The sequence below is a fragment of the Streptomyces sp. NPDC093591 genome, from assembly GCF_044764885.1.
Lineage (GTDB): Bacteria > Actinomycetota > Actinomycetes > Streptomycetales > Streptomycetaceae > Streptomyces.
The window spans coordinates 288,011-309,979 of the sequence record NZ_JBIWIY010000003.1 but is presented as its reverse complement, the minus strand read 5'-3'; the positions used below and the strand labels follow the sequence as shown (position 1 = coordinate 309,979).

Below are 21,969 nucleotides of genomic sequence, written 5' to 3'. Positions count from 1 at the left end.
CCGATGGCGGCCCCTCTTCCCCTGCGCTTCCCGTCCTCTTCCCGTCCTCGGTTACGGCCCGTTCCCTTGACCGGCAGAAACTTCCCGGTTATTGGTGACTTCTCGGAAGTTTCCTTCAGCGCACCACCTCCGGAAGGAGCGCACGTGCCCGACACCAGCACGGGAAGCAGGCGTAGCACGGGAAACACCGCAACACCTTCAAGACGTACGGTCCTCGCGGCCACCGCCGGCGTCACCACCGCCCTGGCCGTCGGCGGCACCGCCCACGCCGGCGCCCCGGACGACAGGAAACTGCGCGCACTCATCGCCCGGATGACCCTGCCGGAGAAGGTCGGCCAGCTCTTCGTCATGCGGGTCTACGGCCACTCCGCGACCGCCCCCGACCAGGCCGACATCGACGCCAACCTCAAGGAGATCGGCGTCCGCACGGCCGCCGAGCTGATCGCGAAGTACCGGGTGGGCGGCATCATCTACTTCACCTGGGCGCACAACACCCGCGATCCGCATCAGATCGCCGACCTGTCCAACGGCATCCAGAAGGCGTCCCTCACCCAGCCCCGCGGCCTGCCCGTCCTCGTCTCCACCGACCAGGAGCACGGCATCGTCTGCCGCGTCGGCGAACCGGCCACCCTCTTCCCGGGCGCCATGGCCATCGGGGCGGGCGGCTCGCGCGCCGACGCCCGCACCCTCGGCCGGATCGCCGGTCAGGAACTCAGGGCGCTCGGCATCCGGCAGAACTACTCCCCCGTGGCCGACGTGAACGTCAACCCGGCCAACCCGGTCATCGGCGTCCGCTCCTTCGGCGCCGAACCGGCCGCGGTGGCCGGCATGGTCGCCGCCGAGGTGGCCGGATACCAGCGGTCGCGGCAAGTGGCCGCCACCGCCAAGCACTTCCCGGGCCACGGTGACACCGCCGTCGACAGCCACTACGGCTTCCCGGTCATCACGCACACCCGCGAGCAGTGGGAGACCCTCGACGCGCCGCCGTTCCGGGCCGCCGTCCGCGCCGGCATCGACTCGATCATGACCGCGCACATCATGGTCCCGGCCCTCGACGACTCCGGCGACCCGGCCACCCTCTCCCGCCCGATCCTCACGGGCATCCTGCGCGAGGAACTGGGCTACGACGGGGTCGTGGTGACCGACTCGCTCGGCATGGAGGGCGTGCGGACGAAGTACGGCGACGACCGCGTCCCCGTCCTCGCGCTCAAGGCGGGCGTGGACCAGCTCCTCAACCCGCCCTCCCTCGACATCGCGTGGAACGCCGTCCTGAAGGCCGTGGAGACCGGCGAGTTGACCGAGGCGCGGCTCGACGAGTCGATCCTGCGGATCCTGCGGCTGAAGGCGAAGCTGCGGCTGTTCGAGGAGCCGTACGTCAGTCAGGGCGGGGTCGAGAAGAACGTCGGCACCGCGTCCCACCTGGCGACCGCCGACCGCATCGCCGAGCGGACGACGACCCTGCTGGTCAACGAGGGCTCGCTGCTCCCGCTGTCCCGCCGCACCCACCCCAAGGTCCTCGTCGTCGGCGCCGACCCGGCCTCCCCGTCCGGTACGACGGGACCACCGACCGGCGTGCTCGCCGCCGCCCTCACCGAACTGGGCTTCACGGCGACCGCCCTGTCCACGGGTACGGCGCCCTCCGCGAGCACCATCGGCCGGGCCGTCACGGCGGCACAGGCGGCGGACGCGGTGGTGGTCGGGACGTACAACGTCACGGCGAGCAGTACGCAGAAGGCGCTGGTCGAGCAACTCCTCGCCACAGGGCGGCCGGTGGTCGCGGTCGCGATCCGCAACCCGTACGACGTCGCCCATCTGCCCACCGTCTCCGCCTACTTGGCCTCGTACTCCTGGACCGACGTCGAGCTGCGGGCGGCCGCGCGGGTGATCGCCGGACGGGTGGCACCGCGCGGGAGGCTGCCGGTGCCGGTGCAGCGGGCGGACGATCCGACGCGGGTGCTGTATCCGGTCGGGCACGGGCTGTCGTACGGGCGTGGCCGGCGACCGTAGCGCTTTGGACGTAGTACCCGTACGCCATATACCGATCCCACTCACCCCTAACCGACTCAAAGGACCCCACATCCCTGGCGTGCGCCCGTTGTCGCGGGCCACGCTGGACGGGGGACCGGGGGGAGTGCGATGCGTGCGAGAAGTGCCGTGGGGGTGGGCTGTGCGTTGCTGGGGCTGCTCATCACGTCGTTGACGGGGTGTCAGAATCCGTCGGGGGCGGCGGAGGAAGAGGACGGGCGGCGCGACAGGACCGCGAGCGAGCAGCAGGTGGCGCCGAACCGGCCCGCCGGATACGGCGCCGTGTTCCTCGGCGTCGACGAGTGCAGTTCCTTCGGGACGTCGAGCTTCACCGAGGTGTCCTGCACCAGTGAGCGGGCGGCGGCGCGGGTCGTGGCGCGGCACGACGGCAAGGTGGGCGACGGGCCGCTGTGTCCCGGCACCACGGACTTCGTCCTGCACATCAGCGAACAGAGCCGCACGTCCGACGAGGACGGCGACGGCGCGGTCCCGCAGGGCTACGCCTGTATGCGCAACCTGACGGCGCCCCACCCCGGCGACCCCGGCGGCGGAGGCGGCCCCCGCACGATCGTCGGCGACTGCGTCTACGGTTCCGGCGACGGCGAGGTCCGCGAGACGTCCTGCGACGGCAAGGGGAAGCGGAAACCGCAGTACAAGGTGACCAAGTCCGTCGGCGCACGGGCCGACTGCCCCCTGTCGACGGCCCTGTACGTCCAACTGGGCGGCGAGAAGCCCGTGGGGTGCGCGCGGCCGGTGTGAGCGCCGGTCAGCAGAGGATCCAGCCCTTGCTCACCGACCCGCTGCCCACCCGCCCCTTCACCCACACGCACCGCTGCCCGGCGTGCACCGTCACCGGCCCCGCCCGGTGGCTGTAGTACCACTCGTCGACGACCGCGTTGGCGCGGCGGGCCTGCACGCTGACCATCATCCACTGCTTGCGGCCGGGGTCCTTGGGCTTGGTGATGGCGCAGACGTAGCCGCTCTTCTTGTAGACGTACAGCGTGCCGGTGGAGAACGGGTACGTCTTGACCTTGCGCCCCTCGCAGCGCGTGGGGGCGGCCTGCGCCTCGGTCGGCGCCGCGACCGCGAGCAGTCCGGACGCGGTCAGCAACGCCAGGCCGACCGCCAGTCGTCGGCGTATCGCTCCTGTGTCCACAGTGTTGTCCTCCCCGTACACCGGCAATGAGCGTACTGGTGTACGGACGCACGGCGTATGCCGGATGGTTGCACGACCGTCACGCGGACACGTTCACGGGACCTGTCGGGACGCGCCGACCGGCTCCTCCGGCTCGGCCTCCCCCACGAACACCCGCCACAACCGCGCGTACCGTCCCCCGCGCGCCAGCAACTCCTCGTGCGTCCCGTCCTCGGCGACCGCACCGTGGTCCATCACGACGACCCGGTCCGCACGCGCGGCCGTCGTCAGCCGGTGGGCGACCACGAGTGTCGTACGGCGGCCCGCGAGGCGGTCCGTCGCCTGGTTGACCTGGGCCTCCGTGGCCAGGTCCAGCGCGGCCGTCGCCTCGTCGAGGAGCAGGATGTCGGGGTCGACCAGCTCGGCGCGGGCCAGGGCGATCAGCTGGCGCTGCCCGGCGGAGAGGTTGCGGCCGCGCTCGGCGACCTCGTGGAGGTAGCCGCCGTCGAGGGTCGCGATCATCTCATGGGCACCCACCGCCCGGGCGGCGGCCTCGACCTCGGCGTCCGTCGCGTCCGGGCGGCCGTAGGCGATGGCGTCGCGGACGGTGCCCTGGAAGAGGTAGGCCTCCTGCGGGACGACGCCGAGCCGGTGCCGGTAGGACGTGAGGTCCAGGGAGCGCAGGTCCGTGCCGTCGACGGTGACCCGGCCGCCGGTGGGGTCGTAGAAGCGGGCCACCAGCTTGACGAGGGTCGACTTGCCCGCGCCGGTCTCGCCGACGAAGGCCACCGTCTGCCCGGCGGGTATGCGCAGGTCGATCCCGCCCAAAGCCTCCTCGTCGTCACCGTACTTGAAGTGCACGTCCTCGAAGGCGACTTCGCCCCGCAGCGACAGCACCTCCAGCGGCTCGTCGGGCGCCTTCGTCGACGTCGGCTCCTGGAGCAGCTCCTGGATGCGGCCGAGCGAGACCGTGGCCTGCTGGTAGCCGTCGAAGACCTGGGAGAGCTGCTGGACCGGGGCGAAGAACAGGTCGATGTAGAGCAGGTACGCCACCAGCGCGCCGGTCGTCAGCGTCGCGTCGTCGATCCGCATCCCGCCCACGATCAGCACCGCCGCCGCGGCCACCGACGACAGGAACTGCACGAAGGGGAAGTAGATGGAGATCAGCCACTGTCCCCGGATACGGGCCCTGCGGTAGCTGTCGCTGCGCTCGGCGAACCGCGCGCCGCCATCCCGCTCGCGCCGGAAGGCCTGCACGATCCGCAGCCCGGACACCGACTCCTGGAGGTCGGCGTTGACCACCGACACCCGCTCACGGGCGAGTTCGTACGCCTTCACGCTCGCCCGGCGGAAGAAGTACGTGGCCACGATCAGCGGCGGCAGCGTCGCGAAGACGACGAGGGCGAGCTCAAGGTCGAGCACCAGCAGGGCGATCATGATGCCGAAGAAGGTGACGACGGAGACGAAGGCGGTGACCAGGCCGGTCTGCAGGAAGGTCGACAGCGCGTCGACGTCCGTCGTCATCCGCGTCATGATCCGGCCGGTCAACTCGCGCTCGTAGTAGTCGAGTCCGAGCCGCTGGAGCTGGGCGAAGATCTTCAGGCGCAGGGAGTACAGGACGCGTTCACCGGTGCGCCCGGTCATCCGCGTCTCGCCGACCTGCGCCGCCCACTGGGCGATCACGGTGAGCAGGGCGAGCAGCGAGGCCGTCCACACGGCGCCGAGGGCGACCTGCGTGACGCCCGAGTCGATGCCGTGCCGGATCAGGACCGGGAGCAGCAGTCCCATGCCGGCGTCCACGGCGACCAGGCCGAGACTGATCAGCAGTGGCAGCCCGAAGCCTCGCAGCAGCCGTTTCAGGCCGTACGACTCCTCCGGCCGGACCGCACGGGCCTCGTCGATGTCGGGGGTATCGGCCGCCGGGGGTAGCGCCTCCACCTGGGCGAGGAGCTCGGGAGTGGCCGGGGACTCCGTCAGCGCCAGGTCCTTGCGCTCGCGGTCGCCGGTCCACAGCCTCGGGGTCACCCCGCGTTCGGCGTCGAACTCGGCGTCCAGTTCGTCGCGTACGGAGGTGTCCTCGCGGGGGCAGGCGGGCTGGGCGTGGCCGGGTGAGACGCCGCCGAGTTCGTCGGGGTCGGTGAGCAGGCGGCGGTAGAGGGCGGAGCGCTCCTGGAGCTCCTCGTGGGTGCCGATGTCGGCGAGGCGGCCGGCGTCGAGGACGGCGATGCGGTCGGCGAGGTTGAGGGTGGAGCGCCGGTGGGCGATGAGGAGGGTCGTGCGCCCCTCCATCACGTGCTTGAGCGCCTCGTGGATCTCGTGCTCGACCCGGGCGTCCACCGCCGACGTCGCGTCGTCGAGGACGAGGAGGCGGGGGTCGGTGAGGATCGCGCGGGCGAGCGCGACGCGCTGCCGCTGGCCGCCGGAGAGGGTGAGGCCGTGCTCGCCGACCTTGGTGTCGTAACCGTCGGGCAGCTCGGCGATGAAGCCGTCGGCCTGGGCGGCGCGGGCGGCTTTGCGGATCTCCTCCTCGGTCGCGTCGGGACGGCCGTACGCGATGTTGTTGCGGACCGTGTCCGAGAAGAGGAAGGAGTCCTCCGGCACCAGCCCGATCGCGGCCCGCAGCGAGTCGAAGGTCAACTCGCGCACGTCGTGGCCGCCGACGAGGACGGCGCCGCGCGTCACGTCGTAGAAGCGCGGGAGGAGGAGGGAGACGGTGGACTTGCCGGAGCCGGAGGAGCCGACCACGGCGAGGGTCTCGCCGGGCTGGATCTCGAAGGAGAGCCCGTCGAGGACGGGGCTGGTGCCGGAGGCTCCGTCGTACCCGAACGAGACGTCGTCGAACTCGACGGTCGCGGGGGCGTCGGCGGGGAGGGTCTTGGTGCCCTCCTTGATGGACGGCTCGGTGTCGATCAGTTCGAGCACGCGCTCGGTGCCCGCACGGGCCTGCTGCCCGACCGTGAGGACCATGGCGAGCATCCGGACCGGCCCGACGAGCTGGGCGAGGTAGGTGGAGAAGGCGACGAACGTGCCGAGCGTGATGTGCCCGCGTACGGCCAGCCAGCCACCCAGCGCCAGCATGGCGACCTGCCCGAGCGCCGGGACCGCCTGCAGCGCCGGGGTGTACCTGGAGTTGTACCGGATGGTGCGCAGCCGCCCCGCGAAGAGCCGCCGGCTGACGTCCCTGAGCTTCCCGGTCTCCTGCTCCTCCTGACCGAACCCCTTCACCACGCGTACGCCGCTGACGGCACCGTCGACCACGCCCGCGACGGCGGCGGCCTGGGCCTGGGCGTACCAGGTGGCCGGGTGCAGCTTGGTGCGGCTGCGCCCCGCGATCCACCACAGGGCGGGCGCCACGGCGATGGCGACCAGGGTGAGCGGGACGGACAGCCAGGCCATCACGACCAGGGATATCAGGAAGAGCGCGAAGTTCCCGATGGTCATCGGGAGCATGAAGAGCAGGCCCTGGATCAGCTGGAGGTCGCTGGTGGCCCGTCCGACGACCTGACCCGTGGACAGCTCGTCCTGCCGCCGCCCGTCGAGCCGGGTGATCGTCCCGAACATCTCCGTGCGCAGATCGTGCTGGACGTCGAGGGCGAGGCGGCCGCCGTAGTAGCGGCGGACGTAGGTGAGGGCGTAGACGACGAGGGCCGCGGCCATCAGCAGGCCCGCCCAGACGGCCATGCTGCGGCTGTGGTCGCCGATCACGTCGTCGATGATCACCTTGGTGATCAGCGGGACGATCGCCATGACGGCCATACCGGCGAGCGAGGAGCCGAGGGCGAGGATCACATCCTTGGGGTAGCGCCACGCGTAGCCCCACAGTCGTCTCGCCCACCCCTGCTGCGCTGCCACGCCGGTGCCCTCCGTTCGCCCTGATCTACCGGAAGGCACCAACACGGACAGAACCGGATTTCATCCCTCCGCAACAAGGCCGGAGGCCGGGGTCGAGCTCGGGGCCGAGCTGGGGGCCGAGCTCGGGTTCGGGGTCAGATGCGTACCCGCAAGTAATAGAACCGCGTCGTCTGCGCCGCGTTCTGGTTGTCGTCGCTGACCAGCAGCACCTTCAGGCGCCCCTTCGAGTACCCCGTGATCGCCATGCCCTCGATGTTGTCGAGCAGCGGGTTCGGCTGGGGCTGCTTGGCGGTCGCTCCCAGTGACGGGCAGTTCACGATGTCGGCGAGGAGCGTCTTCCTGACCAGCCGTACGCCGTCCTGGCCCGTCAGATTCTCGACACCGCTCGTGTCCGTCGCGTGGCGCGGGTCGGCCAGGTAGAGACGGACCGTGTTGCCCACGCCCGAGGTGAAGCCGCGCTCCAGGACGAGGAGGCGGCCGTCGGGGGTCGCCTGGACCTCGGGGACGCCGAGGCCGGTGTCGGCGCGGTAGGCGTACTGACGGCCGAGCTCGAAGTGACCGTCCTTGGTCCGCTGCCAGGTCTGGAAGCGGACGAGGCCGGCGCTGTCGCCGCTGAGCGCGTACTCCATCGACGCGAGCAGGGTACGGCCGCCGGGGAGCAGGGTCAGCCCCTCGAAGGTGCCGTTGGAGACGGCACGGCCCGCCGGGGCGACCTTCAGCGCGTCCGGCACGGGAAGGCGGTCGAGGATCTTGCCGTCGCGGGAGTAGCGGCGTACGGACGGCTCGGTCTCGGAGGAGATCAGCCGGGTGCCGTCCCGGTCGACGACGAGGCCCTCGGAGTCGAGGACGGCACCGCTCTCGTCGGCGAGCGGAACGACCGCCTTCGGCGCGAGCGTCTTCGCGTCCAGCCCGAACAGGGACGAACGGTCGGAGACGGCCGCGAGCGAACCATCGCCGTCCACCGCGAGCGCGGAGAAGTTGCCGACGAAGGTGCCGTCGTACGTCGTCTTGTCGAGCGCGTCGGAGAAGCGGTCGAGGGAGACGTAGGGCGAACAGGCGTGGCTGTCCTGTTCGCTGGTGTGGGCGTTCGCCGGGCCGACGGCGGTCAGGCAGGTGGCGGCCGCGAGGCCCGCGGAGGCGGTGGCGAGTACGGTTCTCAGGCGCATGGGGGTCACCGTAGGACGGGTGGGTGACGCGAGGTGGGCCACCGCGTTAAGGGTCGGCTCGAACGATCAGCTCGCGGCCAGGTCCTTGTGGATGACCTTGGCGACGCCCTGGATGGTCGCGATGCCGTAGTTCATGGTGCTGTTGCCGTGCGTGAGGACCGTGATCATGTAGTCGTGGCCGCCGCCCTTGAACGCGCCGACGCTGTGCACCCGCCAGCCGTGGGTGGCCCGTGACAGCCAGCCGTTCTTGACGGCCACGGAGACACCGGACGGCACTCCGTACGGCGTGCCCCAGCGCTGCGAGGAGATGACCTGGCCCATCAGCTTCAGGATGTAGGCGCGCGCGTTGTCGCTGAGCACCGTGTTCTTGGCGGTGATGAGCTTGAGCAGCTTCTGCTCGTCGGTGACGGTGATCTGGGTCAGGCCCCAGTAGCCGTTCGCGCCGGGCTTGGTCTGGGTCATCCCGGCCGCGGTCAGAAAGCCCTTGATCTTCGTCAGACCGAGCTGCTTCCAGAGCGTGCTGGTCGCCGCGTTGTCCGACTTGGTGATCATGGCCTTGGCGAGGGACACCTCCCGGTCGGTGAGATACCGGTTGTGCTTCTTCGCGTCCCACAGCAGCGCGGCGAGGACGGTGACCTTGACGACGCTGGCGGAGTCGTAGGCGCTGGAAGCCCTGAGCGTGCAGGTGGTCTTCGTGGAACGGTCGTAGAGACCGACCGCGACGGTCCCCGTCCGGTTGGCCAGGGCGGCGGTGATGTCCTTCTTCAGCTTGTCGGCGAGGCCGGCCTTGGCGGACGTACAGCTGACGGTGGGCGCGGTCGCCGCGGCGGCGGGTGAGGCGGCGGCGATGCACGGTATGAGTACGCCGGCACCCACGCCGGCCGCGACGAGCGCTCTGGCCCGCCTGGAAAGGTCACTCGGCTTCTTGCTCGATGTCCCGCTCGATGTCCCGTGAGTCATGCCCCTCTTGACTCGCGAGGCCGAGAGAATGGTTGTACGGGCGTGAGAGGTTGTGAGGGTGATGACAGCTGACGACGTGTTGACCGTCCTGGCCTTGCTGCGCGAGGCGGAGACCGACATCTGGGTCGGCGGCGGCTGGGGCATCGACGCCCTGCTCGGCAAGCAGACCCGCGACCACCGCGACCTGGACCTGATGCACCGCCAGGAACAGGAGCCGAAGGTGGTCGCGGCCCTGACGGCCGCGGGTTTCACGGAGACCGTGAACTGGCGCCCCGTCCGTTTCGTGCTCACGGCGCCCGACGGCCGGGAGATCGACCTGCACCCGCTGGTCTTCGCCGAGGACGGCTCCGCGGTGCAGGCGTCCCTGGAGCCGTCGCGTCCCTTCGTCTACCCGGCATCGGCTTTCGTGACGGGAAGGATCGCCGGAACGCCGGTCCCATGCCTGTCCGCCGAGCAACAAGTCCACTTCCACCAGGGCTACGAGCCGACGGACCGCGACCGCCACGACATGGCCGAGCTACGCCACGCCTTCGGCATCACAACACACTTCTAACCCCTGGCCACGAAACGGCAACAGCACGGCCGCGCCCATCACGAGGACAGCGATTGGCAGATCTGGGCCAGGTCGTGCGGCTGTGAGCAGGCCTTACCGAAGTTGCGCGTGGCCCACATCTGCCAATCCTCGAGCCCGGGGCTTTGCGGACTCCTTTGAGGATCCACAGCAAACCGCCAGGTGCGGCACAGGGCGCACCCAACCCCGCTTTGCAGCATGCCCGGGTGACATCAGCCACCGATCCCCACCCCCACACCGACACCGAGGCCGTGTCCGCCGGCTGGGCGCCGCCGGCTCCGCCCGCGGCGCCTCCGGACAAGGCCCCTCGCTGGTCGCTGCCCGCGCTGATCGCGATCCTGGTCCTGGCGGGCGTCCTGTACGGCTGGAACCTGTCCGGCAACAGTCTGAACAGCTTCTACAGCTCCGCCATCTACAGCGGCACGCAGAGCTGGAAGGCCTGGTTCTTCGGCTCGCTCGACTCGGGCAACTTCATCACCGTCGACAAGCCGCCGTTCGCGCTGATGGTCATGGGTCTGTCGTGCCGGATCCTCGGCTTCGGAACGTGGCAGATGATGGCGCCGGAGATCGCGGCCGCGCTGGGCACGATCTGGATCCTGCACTCCTCCGTGAAGCGGTACTTCGGGCACGCGGCGGCCGCGATCGCCGCGCTCGTCCTCGCGCTCACCCCGATCACGGTCGCGATCAACCGGGACAACAACCCCGACACGATCCTCGTGTTCTTGATGGTCTCGGGCGCTGCCCTCGCGCTGCGCGCGGTGCGCACCGACAAGCTGCTGCCGCTGATCGGCTCCGCGGCGTGCTTCGGGCTCGCCTTCAACACCAAGATGCTCCAGGGCTACATCGCCCTGCCCGCCGTATTCGCCGTGTACGTCTACGCCTCGAAGCTCGGCTGGAAGAAGAAGGTCGTCAACCTGGCCCTGGCGGCGGTCGCTCTCGCCCTCTCCAGCTTCTGGTGGGCCGCGGCCGTCTCCCTCGTACCCGCCGACGACCGCCCCTACATCGGCGGCTCGACCGACGGCTCGGCCTGGGACCTGATCATGGGCTACAACGGCCTGGGCCGGGTCCTCGGCGGCGAGGGCAACGGTGGGGGCGGTGGCGGGGGCGGCGGCACCTTCGCCGGCACCGCGGGCATCGGCCGGATGTTCAACGACGTCCTCGGCGGCCAGATCTCCTGGCTGATCCCCTTCGCGTTCCTCACGCTCGTGGCCGGCCTGGTGCTGTGCGGGCGGGCCCCGCGCACCGACCTCACGCGGGCCGCGCTGGTGCTGTGGGGCGGCTGGCTGGTCCTGCACTACCTGACCTTCGCCATGGCCGAGGGCACCATGCACCCGTACTACACGACCGCGCTCGCCCCGGGCATCGCGGCGCTGTGCGGTGGCGGCGGCGTCATGCTGTGGCGCGCCTTCCGCGGCGATGACGCCCGCTGGTCCTGGGTGCTGCCCGCCGGGTTCGCGGTCACCGGCATCTGGGCGATCGTGGTGCTGCGCCGGGCCACCGGCTGGAACACCTGGCTGTGGCCGACGGTCGGCGTGCTCATGGTCCTGGCGGTCGTGGGGCTGTTCGTCTTCCGTACGGCGGACTCCGGCACCAAGGTCCGGCTGCTCGGTGTGTCCGTCGCCGCGGCGATCGTGGCGGCCCTCGCAGGTCCGACGGCGTACGCCGCCTCGCCCGCCTTCTCCTCCACCAGCGGCGGCATGGGCGGCACCAACCCGACGGCGGGTCCGTCGACGGGTGGCGGCTTCGGTCCCGGCGGCGGTGGCGGCGGCGGCCGGGGGGGCTTCCCCGGCGGCGGCAACGGTGGCCCCGGCAGCCAGCAGGGCGGCACCCAGCAGGGCGGCCAGGCGAACGGCGAGTTCCCCGGCGGCGGCAACGGCGAGCTCCCGCAGGGCGGCGAGCAAAGCGGCGGCACGGGCGCCGGTTTCCCCGGCGGGGGCGAGATGCCGGGCGGGCAGAACGGCGGTACGGCTGCCGACGGCCAGAACGGCGAGACCGGTACGGCTCCCGGCGGCACCCGCGGCGGTGGCGGCCCGGGCGGCAGGGGCGGCATGGGCGGCAACGTCGACAGCGGGCTCATCTCCTACCTGGAGAAGCACCAGGACGGGGCCAAGTGGCTGCTCGCGGTGTCCAACTCGCAGAGCGCGGGCCAGCTGATCCTCAGCACCCACAAGCCCGTCATCTCCATGTGGGGCTTCACCGGCTCGGACAAGGCGATGACCCTCGCCAAGCTCAAGGAGCTGGTGAAGAAGGGCGAGTTGCACTACATCCAGCTCGGCGGCGGCGGTATGGGCGGCAACAGCAGCCTGAACCAGGAGATCACCGCGTGGGTGCAGAAGAACGGGACGGCGGTGAAGGAGAGCGAGTACAGCTCCAACTCCAGCTCTAAGTCCAGCTCCAGCACCAACTCCTCATCCTCGTCCCCCTCGTCCTCGTCACAGAACAACCAGTCGACCATCTACCGCCTGGACCCGTCCGACGTCAGCTGACGCCGACTCGGATCCCCCGGAACGGCTCCCGACTCCCCGTCGGGGGCCGTTTCACGTTCCCGCCCACGATGCAACTCGCGTAGACAAGCCCCGATTTGCCGTTTCCCGTCACCCAATAGACACGTGCAAGCCCTCGACACCACCGCATGTGCATGCCACTCTCCCGTTTGCCGCCTCCATTCAACCCGCGTAGATGGGACACCCCACATGCTGGCGACACGCATACGCCCCCGCTGGAAGTCAGTGGCGCTGACGACTGCCGCCGTCCTGGTCGCCGTCACCCCGGCGCTGACGGCGACCCCGGCCGCGGCGACGACGACCGAGTACGACGACACGTACTACGCCGACGCGATCGGCAAGTCCGGTACGGCCCTGAAGGACTCGCTGCACACGATCATCAGCGACCAGACGAAGATCTCGTACTCGGCTGTCTGGGAGGCGCTGAAGGTCACCGACCAGGACCCGAACAACAGCAGCAACGTGAAGCTGCTCTACTCGGGTATCTCCCGCAGCAAGTCCCTCAACGGGGGCAGCACCGGCAACTGGAACCGCGAGCACGTGTGGGCCCAGTCCCACGGCGACTTCGGCACCTCGGCCGGTCCCGGCACCGACCTGCACCACCTCCGCCCCGAGGACGTGCAGGTCAACAGCATCCGCGGCAACAAGGACTTCGACAACGGCGGCAGCAGCTTCACCAACTCCGGCGGCAGCCTGACCGACTCCAACTCCTTCGAGCCCCGTGACGCCGTCAAGGGCGACGTGGCCCGCATGATCCTCTACATGGCCGTCCGCTACGAGGGCGACGACAGCTGGCCCGACCTGGAGCCCAACGACGCCGTCACCAACGGCAGCGTGCCCTACCACGGCCGTCTGTCGGTCCTGAAGGCCTGGAACGACGAGGACCCGCCGGACGCCTTCGAAGAGCGCCGCAACGAGGTCATCTACGACAGCTACCAGGGCAACCGCAACCCGTTCATCGACCACCCGGAGTGGGTCGAGGCGATCTGGTAGGCGACAGGGCGGCCCTGCTCAGTCGCCGTGGAGCCAAGGAAGCGCCAGGGGCCTCGTCGGCTCCTGGCGTGCTCGGGCACCACCTGTGCAGCGTATTAACCTGCGCTGATCCGATGCCGTTGACCCGGCTATGAAGAAGATCAGCGCGCTCGCCGCGCTCACCATGGCAGGCCTCCTACTCGCCACACCGGCCCACGCCGACAACGGCGACCGGGGCCGTATCAACATCGCCGGCCACCGGGACTTCTCCACCGCCTACCTCTGCAGGGAGGCGATCGGGCTCATCCCAGTGGCCGCACCGTGGACGGGCGCCGCGTTGAACGACGCCTGCAACAACCGCGACCACGACGAGATGCGCGACTAGGCAGCCGGGGCATCCCATCGTGAGGTGCGTCGGCGCGAACATCCGCAGCACGGCCGGGAGGACGACCACCAACGGCCGACGCGGGCCGCTCGCGTCGGCGCCTCGTCAACCTCTTACAGGACGGCCGATATCGGACGGCCAGTCGGGCCGGAAACGCGCCACGAAGTCCGCGAAGTCCTCCCGCAGGTACTGCGGATCGGACGGCTTCAGCCGGATCTGCTGACGGCTGTCCGCCCACCAGACCTCGAAATCAGCGACCGTGCCTTCGGTGGGCCAGCGTTCTTCCCGCTCCGGCAACAGCAGGACGTCGACGAAGCCGCCGACGTCCAATCCGATGTCCACGAAGATCCCGATCGCCCCAGGTCTGGGCACCTTGACGACAGTGCCCCGGAAGACCTGCCCGAAGCACAGATTCCCCCGGATCCGATCCCACTCCGCATCCGTGACCACACAGCGCATCTTGGCAGCCGCACCGTACGCGCCGACAACCGTCGCCCTCGCCATGACGAGCAGCGGGTCGTCATCGGCATCGTCTTCCCGTACACCTCGACGAAGGTGAGCGCCTCGTCGAAACCGAGGGCCTCGGCGTACCGCAGTTCGGGGTCCCGGGTGAGGTCCATCCAGGTGATGCCGTGGTGGAGCGTCACCCGCGGTGCACCGTCGACGACGTCGAGGAGGACCTGCGGGATGAGTGCCGTCTCGTCGTCCTCGGAGTCGCCGCTGAAGTCGAACTCCAGGTAGCGGCCGAGCATGAACTCGGCGAGCTGCTGCTGGAAACGGTCCAGCGACAGCTGGAACCGCGTGAACTTCTGTTCAGACAAACGGAGTCCAACCTCTCCGCATCGGATTCGAGGTACCACTGACACGGCGATCGCCGGCGAGCTCGTCGTACGTGCTCCCCGGCGATCACCGTTGTCCGGAAGGTCAGGAGGAGAGGCCTCGCTGCTCCTCGAGCCTGCGCAGGCGTTCCGCGAGCGGTACCTGCCCCGGGGGCCTGAGGATGAACTTGTTCTTCATCTCGTCGAAGGCATCCAGATAGCAGGACACACGGTCTCCCACCTGGTAGTTGTCGTCGTCGTCGATGTAGAGGACATCGATGAGGCCGTCCCGTGACAGGCCCAGGTCCACGATGACGCCCCAGGGGAAGACGGCCGTGGCGTCTCCCTCGACGACGCTCCCCACTAGGCGCATCTCGGCCTCGGGTACCTCAGGGTCGGTCATAGCTCGTCCATCACTCTCAGCGGATATGAGTTGAGGAGACCGAGCGTCTCCTTGGGGATTCCGACCTCGGCGCGTGGAACGCCGCTGTGCGACCCGACGAACTTGTCGAAGTGCTTGTCGAAGTCGGCCCTGGGCATCTTGATCTCCACGACCTTCGTCGTAGCCGTAGGTGATGTCGGCGTCCGGGGTCTTGACAATCTCCCGGTCGATCCAGGCGCGCTCCAGGCGCCGGGTGCCCTCCTCATAGGTGTTGGTCAGCCAGGTGCAGCCTCAGCCACCGCAGGGCTTCCGGCAGGGTGGCGCCCTCCGGCACCAAGACAAACCCGCGGATGCCGCACCGAAGAGTCGGCCGGGCATCCGCGGGTTGGAGTTCGCAGGAACCTCAGCGGCCCGACTCACTCGTTCGATCGGTCCGCGCGGGCAGATTCGGATCTCTCATTTGTCTCCGTCACCAATCCCGGTCGGCTGTACGCCAAGAATGAGATTCTCCATCCCCACCGGCATACGCCCGAATGACGCCAACCAGGCTTCGACCAGATAGAGCTCGCCCTGTCCGTCGACCCCGAGGAAGAATCGCCCCTCGTCGTGCACACCGACAGGGAAAATTGATCTCTTGGTCTCCTCACTCCATTCCAGGAACCTGTCTCCCTCCCCCACGCACATCATGGGGTCGAGCTCAAACGGTTCGCGCGCGCGGCTGATCCCCGGTCCGGAGATGCTCACGGTGATGCCTCCGAACTCGGAAAGGAAGGAACGGGCTGCCGCGTGCGCTCGCAGTCCCTCCCGGGCGAAAGCTGCCAGCCACGGCTCTACGTCGACACACCGACCGGGGAACCACCCGGACTCGCGGAGCACGCGATCCACTTCTTCCGAGAAGACAGACATTCAGATCACCCCGCAGTCACAAAATCGATGTCGAATGCGTCCTCCAACGCCACACAACTGTCGCAGGGGCCGACGGGGAAACCGTGCATGGGATTATCCTGCGCCCCCGTACAATCACCGCCGCCGCCGAGGATCCTGTGGGATTGTGCCCGTCCGACAACGCTTCCGAGACGCACACGGCCAACCCACACTTTCCGTGGCCAACCCCTCGCTCCGCAGCCGGAATGTCATCCAAGATCTCCTGAACGATCGGGTGCAAATCCGGGGCGTCGCCCCTGATGCTCGGACTTGAGTACGTCTTTCCGCCGGGCAACTACAGGGCTTCCGCGACAGCAGGTCGATCCTTGCTCGGACGCGCAGAGGACGCCTTGTCCGCCTCAGCGCGGGCCGCAGCTGTGACACCACAGTTGTGGACGAGGACAGACGTATCACCGGCCACCACATAGTACGTATGAACGTCATCGACAGTCAGGTTGTGAACCCTCGCCGACTCCGTCCGTCGCTCCACGGCCGTGATCTGCACGAGCGTCCCGGCACTCGTGCGCAACCACTGCCCGCTCTTCAGGTCGGTGGCATTGACCCATTCGCCGAGTTCGGGGACCCAGAAGGGGTGCCCGTCGGTCTCGGTGATGGTGTCCGTCGCCTCGCCCGCGTCGCCGTCCGTGTCAACCTTCACCTCGACCAGGTGTTTGACGCCCTTGCCCTTGATCTCGGCGGTGACCGTCTCCGCTGTGGTCTCGCCACTCTCGGGGTCCGTGGCAAGGACCTTGTCGCCCGTCTCCACCTCCTCGATGCGCTTGGTGGAACCGTCCGCCATCAGGACCAACGTGCCGGGCTCGAAGCTGTTGCCCACCTTGCACGAGCCGCCCCCGGCAGGAGCGTCGGAGCCCTTGCCACCTGTGTCGGACTTCGCCTCCGCCCCATCGCCCTTCTTGCCGCCGGAGTCGCCCTTCTTGGCCTCGGGTGCCTCCTTGGCCTTGGCCGGCGGGGCTGGGGCCGGCTTCTCCTTCGGCTTCGGGGTGACCGGCGGGGTGACCTTGTCGGCCGCGTCGACCGCGTCCTCGGCCTCGCCCGCTGCGTCGTACTCGAATGCAGCAGGGCCCCACCGAAAACCGCTTCGGTGGGGCCCTGGGACTCACGGCCAGGCGCTAGGCACGGAGACAGCCTGGGTTACGGTCGCCTCTCAGCCCTCGCCCCCCGTCTCGCCGGACCATGTCAACAAGTCGGCGAGCGCTTGACGCAGGTCCGCGACCGAGTGGAACTCACGGTGCTCGTGCCGAGCCGCCCCCGTGCCGACCTCCGCGAATTCCAACTCAGCTTCTCCGGACTCCCAAACGGTCAGCTGCCCGACGAAATCGTCCCCGTCGATGGCCAGCGAAAGGCTCGCCTTGTCCATTCCGATACGGGATTCGTCCAGGGTGAGGGAGACTCCCTCCGCGCCCGGATCTGTCCCCCGCTCTACCACCCAGCTCCGCAGCGCGGACAGAAGCACCTCGCCGTGCGCCATCATTTCTCCATCAACCACTGGATGTTCCGTGCAAGCGGAAACTCCGGTACCGGCAGACCCTTGCGCAGGTTGAGCCGGGCCCGCATCGAGTTGGGGCCGGGCCACACGCCCGCCGCCGGCTTGGCGCCGCGCACCTCGCCGAAGGGGAGCGTACGGCGCTGGGTGATCGCCGAGTCCGCCGCCTTCATCGCGATCTCGGCCGTGCCGTTCTGGCCGCCGACCAGCCAGGTCACCCCAGCAGTCGTCCGCACCGCGATCGTCTGACCGCCGTGGGAGTAGTAGCGCGTACCGGACAGGGAGTTCTTCGCCATGTCGAGGCGGATCTCCTGGGCGCCCAGGTACAGGGTCACCGCGCCCTTCTCCTTGCGCAGCAGGCGGCTTCCGTCCGGGCCGTACACATACGAGGCGGCCGCGGGCTGAACCACTCGATCACCAAGGACTTCTACGACGGTGCCACCTGGGCCGCCGCGATCGGTGGCTCCCTCGTGCTCCGGATCGCCTACCGCCTCCTGTTCGGCCACTCGCGCAACTGAGCGCGAGGCACGCACGTCCCTGGACCGCAGCCAGCAGGCGAGGGGCAGGCGAGAAAGGGTGGGCACCGCGGGGTGCCCACCCCACTGCTGCCCCCGCCGGATCCTCCGGTGGGGGCAGCAGTGTAATTCCTCAGACATCCCTACGGAGAATCGTCCCAGAAAGGCATCTCAAACCTCGACCCGCACACCTCCGCGCGAGAAGTCGAGAGATTTAATGCCTATTTCTTCGATCCCTCTCGGATTGGATTCCCACGGCCGGAACCCAACAATCGGACGCGGAGACCCACCTCCCCAAGAATCCCAAGAATCGAAGTAGATCGAAGCTCTGACTATTGGCCCATAAGGACCAACAGTCACGGGCTCCCCAATCGATTGCTGGATGGCATCCAGTACTTGTCCCACCTGGCCAGCATCGACCCTCTCCTGAGTGCTCCAACAACCGAGCCAGGACACCGGCGGCAGTGATTCAGGGGACCGCAGGCATACCCAGGTCCTCTCGGAAAGCTCACCATCCCCACGCAGCACGTACGCCGTGAAGTGTACGGAGGACTCCAGTCGGACAGCCCATGCCTCCACTAGTTCCCTCCAATCATCATTTCAATGAGTGTATCCGGGTGCATCCGCCCATCCAGAACGCGGTTCCTTATCTCCTCGGTTCTGTTATTCCCGTCAGCGATATGCAGCCGAGATCCGGGAAGGTTTATATCATCCCCAGGAGCGAAATCCCTGAACCCGGTAATGGGTTCACGCCCATTCGGCCCGCCGAATCGGATCAGGTCGTCATTACTCAGCGATGTCACACCGCCATGCCCTGCATCGGCGCCGCCATACATCTGCTCGCGAGTCGCAGGGTTCCCCTGAATGCGGTCCAACATCTCACTCGCCTTTGCATAAAAACGCGTCGGCCTCTCATGGACCGGAAGGTCAGCGAGCTTTCCGTTGCAGTTGTGGACAAGGACCGGCGTGGCCCCCGCCAGCACATAGTACGTATGGGCGTCATCGACCGTCAGATTGTGAACGGTGGCAGACCCGCTGGTCCGGTGTTCCACCGCCGTGATCTGGACCAGCGTCCCCGCGCTCGTGCGCAGCCACTGGCCACTCTTCAGGTCGGTGGCATCGACCCACTCGTCAAGTGCGGGGACCCAGAAGGGGTGGCCGTCGGTCGCGGTGATCGTGTCCGTGGACGCGCCCTCGGCGCCGTCCGCGTCGACGGTGAGCTCCACCAGGTGCTTGAGGCCCTCGCCCTTGATCTCGGCGGTGACCGTCTCCGCGGACGTCTCACCGGTCTCGGGGTCCGTGGCCAGGACCTTGTCCCCCGTCTCGACGTCCTCGATCGGCTTGGTGGAACCGTCCGCCATCAGGACGAGCGTGCCGGGAGTGAAGCTGTTGCCCGTCTCGCAGGTCTTGCCCTTGGTGGGAGCATCGGCGTCCTTGCCGCCCCCGCCGCCCGAGTCGGACTTCTTCTCCGCCCCGTCGCCCTTCTTGCCACCCGAGTCGCCCTTCTTCGCCTCGGGAGCCTCCTTGGCCTTGGCCGGAGGCGCCGGGGCCGGCTTCTCCTTCGGCTTCGGGGTGACCGGCGGAGTGACCTTGTCGGCCGCGTCGACCGCGTCCTCGGTCTTCTTCGCCGACTTGGTGGCATCCGACGCCGTGTCGACCGCGTCGACCGCCTTGTTGACGTACCGCGTGCCCTTCGCCGCCGTGGCCGCGTAGCCCGCGATCGGGATCGCGGAGGCGTAGGACAGGCCCGCGTCGATGTAGTTGCCCTCGGCCGTGTACCACAGGCCGTTGAGCAGGTCGGCGGGTCACCGAGGCCGGGCACCAGGCCCACGACGTCCAGGGCGCCATGGCCGATCGGGCTGATCCAGGACTCGCCCCAGTACAGGCCCGTCGGGTCCGGGAAGGCGAGCGGGTTGTTGCGGCCGTAGGCGTAGGCGTTGAGGTGTTGTGAGTCCCCGACGTTCAGCACAGGGTCGACAGAGACGAACCGTCCCGTCGCCGCGTCGTAGGCACGGGCACCGAGCTGGATCAGACCCGTCGTCGCGTCCGCCGTACCGCCCACGAACGACTTGTCGCCGGGCCACGCGCCCCCCGCCGGCTTGGCGCCGCGCACCTCGCCGAAGGGGAGCGTCCGACGCTGCGTGATCGCCGAGTCCGCCGCCTTGATCGCGATCTCGGCCGTGCCGTTCTGGCCGCCGACCAGCCAGGTCACCCCAGCAGTGGTCCGTACGGCGATCTTCTGGCCGGCGTGCGAGTAGTAGCGCGTGCCCGACAGGGAGTTCTTGGCCGTGTCGAGGCGGATCTCCTGGCTGCCCAGGTACAGCGTGACCGCGCCCTTCTCCTTGCGGAGCAGGCGGCCGCCCGAGGCGTCGTACACGTACGAGGTCTTGTTCGCCTCGTCCAGGTTGTCACCGGACAGGTACGGGGTCACCGCGCTCAGGCGGCCCTCCTCGTCCCAGTCCAGCTTCTGGTCGACCGCCGGGGAGAGGTCCGTCGCCGCCTTGGTGCGACGGACGGTGTTGCCCGTCTCGTCGTACCGGAAGCTCTGGGCCGCCGTCACTTCCTTGGCCGCCGTCGCGGTGCGCACCTCGGCCGACTTCAGGGCATGCGCGTGCGTGCCGCCCTTGGTGTCCTGGGCCTTCGGTACGTACGTGGTCGTCTGCGTGATCGCCGCGTCCCCGGTCGTACCGGTCGCGTGGCGGACCTCGCCGGTGCGGTTGCCCGCCGCGTCGTAGGTGTAGGAGTGCCGGTACGGGGCCGGGCCGCCGACGGTCGCCTCACCGGCGCTCGGCGCGCAGGTGGTGGCGGTCTGGGTCCACGCCTCGGTCAGGCGGCGCAGGTAGTCGTATGTGAAGCACTGGACGTCCGCGGTCCTGCCCTCGGGCGTGTCCGCGATCTTGAGGATGTTGCCGGTGGCGTCGTAGCCGTAGGTGATGTCGGCGTCCGGGGACTTGACGATCTCCCGGTCGATGCGGGCGCGCTCCAGGCGCCGGGTGCCTTCCTCGTAGGTGTTGGTGAGCCAGGTGTACTTGTCGGCGCTGGCGGTGCCCAGGGTCAGCTGGAGCATCTCGCCGTAGTTGGAGTAGCGGGTCTCTCGGGCGTAGTCGGTGGTGTCGCCCAGGGTGAAGGACGGCAGGCCGGTCGCCGTGTAGCCCGTGGTGATCGTCTCCGCCGGGAGACCGCCTGCCGCCGGGAGGCGGACGTCGTCGATCGAGCCGTCCGGCTTGTACGACGCCGTCAGGGTGTACGTGCCGGCCAGCTTGCCCGTGTCCGCCGAGGCGGGGACCTTCACCGAGGTCTTCGTCGGGCGGCCCGCAGCGTCATAGGCGTCGACCGAGTTCGTGTAGGCGTCGTCACCCACCCACTTGGTGGCCGAGGCCAGACGCCCCTTGCCGTTCGGCACGGCCGCGCTGTCGTACTCCCAGGTCGTCAGCTTCTTGTCGCCGTTGTACAGCGAGCGCTGACGGCCCAGCTTGTCGTAGTTGAAGGTGAGGGTGAGGTCACGCTGGTTGCGGACCGTCTTCACCTGGTCGAGGTCGTTGTACGTCATCCACGTCGTGCCCGCGTCCGGATCGACCGACTTGGTCTGACGGCCGCGCACGTCGTACTCGGACGACCAGACGTTGCCGGACGTGTCCTTCACCTCGGTGAGGCGGCCCGCCGCGTCGTAGCCGTACGACGTCGTGTCCGCCGCGCCCGTGGGCGACGAGGCCTTGAACTCCAGGACCTTGGTCGTCTGCCCCTGCGCGTTGGTGTACGTCGCGGTGGGGGTAGCGCCCGCAGGTGGGTCGACCGTCGTGTGGTCACCGTGGTACGCGGTCTTCGTACGCCACTTCTCGGTGCCCGCGACGCGGAAGATCGAGTCGGTCGCCCGTCCAGCCGCGTCGTAGACCGTCTCCGTCTCCCGAGGTGTCCCCTCGGAGGCGTCCTTCACGTTCACGAACGTCGTACCAACGGCCGCCGAGTTGTAGAACGGCCCGATCTCCTTCACCGCCAACCCGCGGCTGTCGTACTCGGTCGTCGTGATGACCCGCCCCGAGTTCGCCGCCGGGGTCTGCGTCTGACGGGGCCGCAGCAGACCGTCGGGGAGCTGGTGGCTGGTGGCCACCGAACCGTTCGGCAGCAGCGACTTCGTGGTGGTGACCACCGCGTCGTTGTTGCGGACCAGGTAGCCGTACTCCAGGCTCGGCGTGTCCGAGGCCTTGGCCCGGCCCGGGAGCCAGCCCAGTCCGCCGCCGCCTCCGCTTCTCGCAGCG

18 protein-coding genes and 2 pseudogenes are annotated in these 21,969 nt (G+C 69.0%); 8 read left to right on the top strand and 12 right to left on the bottom strand.

Annotated elements, in window-relative coordinates; translation table 11 throughout:
* The first annotated feature begins 144 nt into the window (after positions 1 to 144).
* Together ACIREI_RS08040 and ACIREI_RS08035 are read left to right on the top strand one after the other, a co-directional pair.
* A complete protein-coding gene (locus ACIREI_RS08040) occupies positions 145 to 2,007 on the top strand; it encodes a glycoside hydrolase family 3 protein (RefSeq protein ID WP_403328723.1) in 1,863 nt (620 codons plus the stop codon).
* 129 nt (positions 2,008 to 2,136) lie between these two features.
* Positions 2,137 to 2,784 (top strand): hypothetical protein, encoded by a 648-nt coding sequence (locus tag ACIREI_RS08035; RefSeq protein WP_403328720.1) that lies wholly within the window; start codon positions 2,137 to 2,139, stop codon positions 2,782 to 2,784.
* A 7-nt stretch (positions 2,785 to 2,791) separates the two neighbouring features.
* On the opposite strand, the gene ACIREI_RS08030 is transcribed toward ACIREI_RS08035, so the two are convergent.
* The 4 genes from ACIREI_RS08030 to ACIREI_RS08015 all read right to left on the bottom strand — a co-directional run bounded on the left by ACIREI_RS08030 (position 2,792) and on the right by ACIREI_RS08015 (position 9,138).
* Entirely contained in the window at positions 2,792 to 3,181 is a 390-nt protein-coding gene (locus tag ACIREI_RS08030) for a hypothetical protein (RefSeq protein WP_403328717.1), read from the bottom strand.
* Between the two features lie 93 nt (positions 3,182 to 3,274).
* Entirely contained in the window at positions 3,275 to 7,012 is a 3,738-nt protein-coding gene (locus tag ACIREI_RS08025; RefSeq protein ID WP_403328714.1) for an ABC transporter ATP-binding protein, read from the bottom strand.
* Positions 7,013 to 7,146: 134 nt separating this feature from the next.
* The gene (locus tag ACIREI_RS08020; protein WP_403328711.1) at positions 7,147 to 8,178 is read right to left on the bottom strand and encodes an esterase-like activity of phytase family protein; all 1,032 of its coding nucleotides are present in this window, start codon (positions 8,176 to 8,178) and stop codon (positions 7,147 to 7,149) included.
* A gap of 66 nt (positions 8,179 to 8,244) precedes the next feature.
* Positions 8,245 to 9,138 carry a serine hydrolase gene (locus ACIREI_RS08015; RefSeq protein WP_403328708.1) on the bottom strand — a complete coding sequence of 298 codons (894 nt, stop codon included), beginning with the start codon at positions 9,136 to 9,138 and terminating at the stop codon, positions 8,245 to 8,247.
* 61 nt (positions 9,139 to 9,199) lie between these two features.
* On the opposite strand from ACIREI_RS08015, the gene ACIREI_RS08010 reads away from it, so the two are divergent.
* The 4 genes from ACIREI_RS08010 (at position 9,200) to ACIREI_RS07995 (ending at position 13,570) form a co-directional block, all read left to right on the top strand.
* Positions 9,200 to 9,691, top strand: a complete 492-nt coding sequence (locus tag ACIREI_RS08010) for a nucleotidyltransferase domain-containing protein (protein ID WP_403328705.1) — start codon at positions 9,200 to 9,202, stop codon at positions 9,689 to 9,691.
* A gap of 224 nt (positions 9,692 to 9,915) precedes the next feature.
* Positions 9,916 to 12,195, top strand: a complete 2,280-nt coding sequence (locus ACIREI_RS08005) for a glycosyltransferase family 39 protein (RefSeq protein WP_403328703.1) — start codon at positions 9,916 to 9,918, stop codon at positions 12,193 to 12,195.
* A gap of 207 nt (positions 12,196 to 12,402) precedes the next feature.
* Positions 12,403 to 13,206: an endonuclease I family protein gene (locus ACIREI_RS08000; protein ID WP_403328701.1), complete on the top strand. Its 804-nt coding sequence runs from the start codon at positions 12,403 to 12,405 to the stop codon at positions 13,204 to 13,206.
* A 130-nt stretch (positions 13,207 to 13,336) separates the two neighbouring features.
* Positions 13,337 to 13,570: a hypothetical protein gene (locus tag ACIREI_RS07995; RefSeq protein WP_403328698.1), complete on the top strand. Its 234-nt coding sequence runs from the start codon at positions 13,337 to 13,339 to the stop codon at positions 13,568 to 13,570.
* Positions 13,571 to 13,675: 105 nt separating this feature from the next.
* Here the strand turns inward: ACIREI_RS07995 and ACIREI_RS07990 are convergent, their stop codons facing one another.
* On the bottom strand, positions 13,676 to 13,942 hold the full coding sequence (locus tag ACIREI_RS07990; RefSeq protein WP_403328696.1) for a hypothetical protein: 267 nt from the start codon (positions 13,940 to 13,942) through the stop codon (positions 13,676 to 13,678).
* Between the two features lie 260 nt (positions 13,943 to 14,202).
* Between ACIREI_RS07990 and ACIREI_RS07985 the strand changes: the two genes are divergently transcribed.
* Positions 14,203 to 14,433 (top strand): hypothetical protein, encoded by a 231-nt coding sequence (locus ACIREI_RS07985; RefSeq protein ID WP_403328693.1) that lies wholly within the window; start codon positions 14,203 to 14,205, stop codon positions 14,431 to 14,433.
* A gap of 61 nt (positions 14,434 to 14,494) precedes the next feature.
* On the opposite strand, the gene ACIREI_RS07980 is transcribed toward ACIREI_RS07985, so the two are convergent.
* The 6 genes from ACIREI_RS07980 to ACIREI_RS07955 form a co-directional block, all read right to left on the bottom strand.
* The gene (locus ACIREI_RS07980; protein WP_403328691.1) at positions 14,495 to 14,791 is read right to left on the bottom strand and encodes a S1 RNA-binding domain-containing protein; all 297 of its coding nucleotides are present in this window, start codon (positions 14,789 to 14,791) and stop codon (positions 14,495 to 14,497) included.
* The gene (locus ACIREI_RS07975) at positions 14,788 to 14,940 is read right to left on the bottom strand and encodes a hypothetical protein (protein WP_403328688.1); all 153 of its coding nucleotides are present in this window, start codon (positions 14,938 to 14,940) and stop codon (positions 14,788 to 14,790) included. The genes ACIREI_RS07980 and ACIREI_RS07975 overlap by 4 nt, the downstream gene beginning before the upstream one ends.
* Before the next feature lie 286 nt (positions 14,941 to 15,226).
* The gene (locus ACIREI_RS07970) at positions 15,227 to 15,676 is read right to left on the bottom strand and encodes an SUKH-3 domain-containing protein (RefSeq protein WP_403328685.1); all 450 of its coding nucleotides are present in this window, start codon (positions 15,674 to 15,676) and stop codon (positions 15,227 to 15,229) included.
* Positions 15,677 to 15,989: 313 nt separating this feature from the next.
* Positions 15,990 to 16,493 carry a polymorphic toxin-type HINT domain-containing protein gene (locus ACIREI_RS07965; RefSeq protein WP_403328683.1) on the bottom strand — a complete coding sequence of 168 codons (504 nt, stop codon included), beginning with the start codon at positions 16,491 to 16,493 and terminating at the stop codon, positions 15,990 to 15,992.
* 366 nt (positions 16,494 to 16,859) lie between these two features.
* Entirely contained in the window at positions 16,860 to 17,183 is a 324-nt protein-coding gene (locus ACIREI_RS07960) for a hypothetical protein (protein ID WP_403328680.1), read from the bottom strand.
* Positions 17,183 to 17,608: a hypothetical protein gene (locus ACIREI_RS07955; protein ID WP_403329481.1), complete on the bottom strand. Its 426-nt coding sequence runs from the start codon at positions 17,606 to 17,608 to the stop codon at positions 17,183 to 17,185. The genes ACIREI_RS07960 and ACIREI_RS07955 overlap by 1 nt, the downstream gene beginning before the upstream one ends.
* Here ACIREI_RS07955 and ACIREI_RS07950 point away from each other — a divergent pair.
* Positions 17,594 to 17,716, top strand: a pseudogene (locus ACIREI_RS07950) (GlsB/YeaQ/YmgE family stress response membrane protein); the annotation flags it as partial. The gene ACIREI_RS07955 and the pseudogene ACIREI_RS07950 overlap by 15 nt on opposite strands.
* A gap of 941 nt (positions 17,717 to 18,657) precedes the next feature.
* Here ACIREI_RS07950 and ACIREI_RS07945 read toward each other — a convergent pair.
* Positions 18,658 to 21,935: pseudogene (locus ACIREI_RS07945) on the bottom strand (polymorphic toxin-type HINT domain-containing protein); the annotation flags it as partial.
* Positions 21,936 to 21,969: the final 34 nt, after the last annotated feature.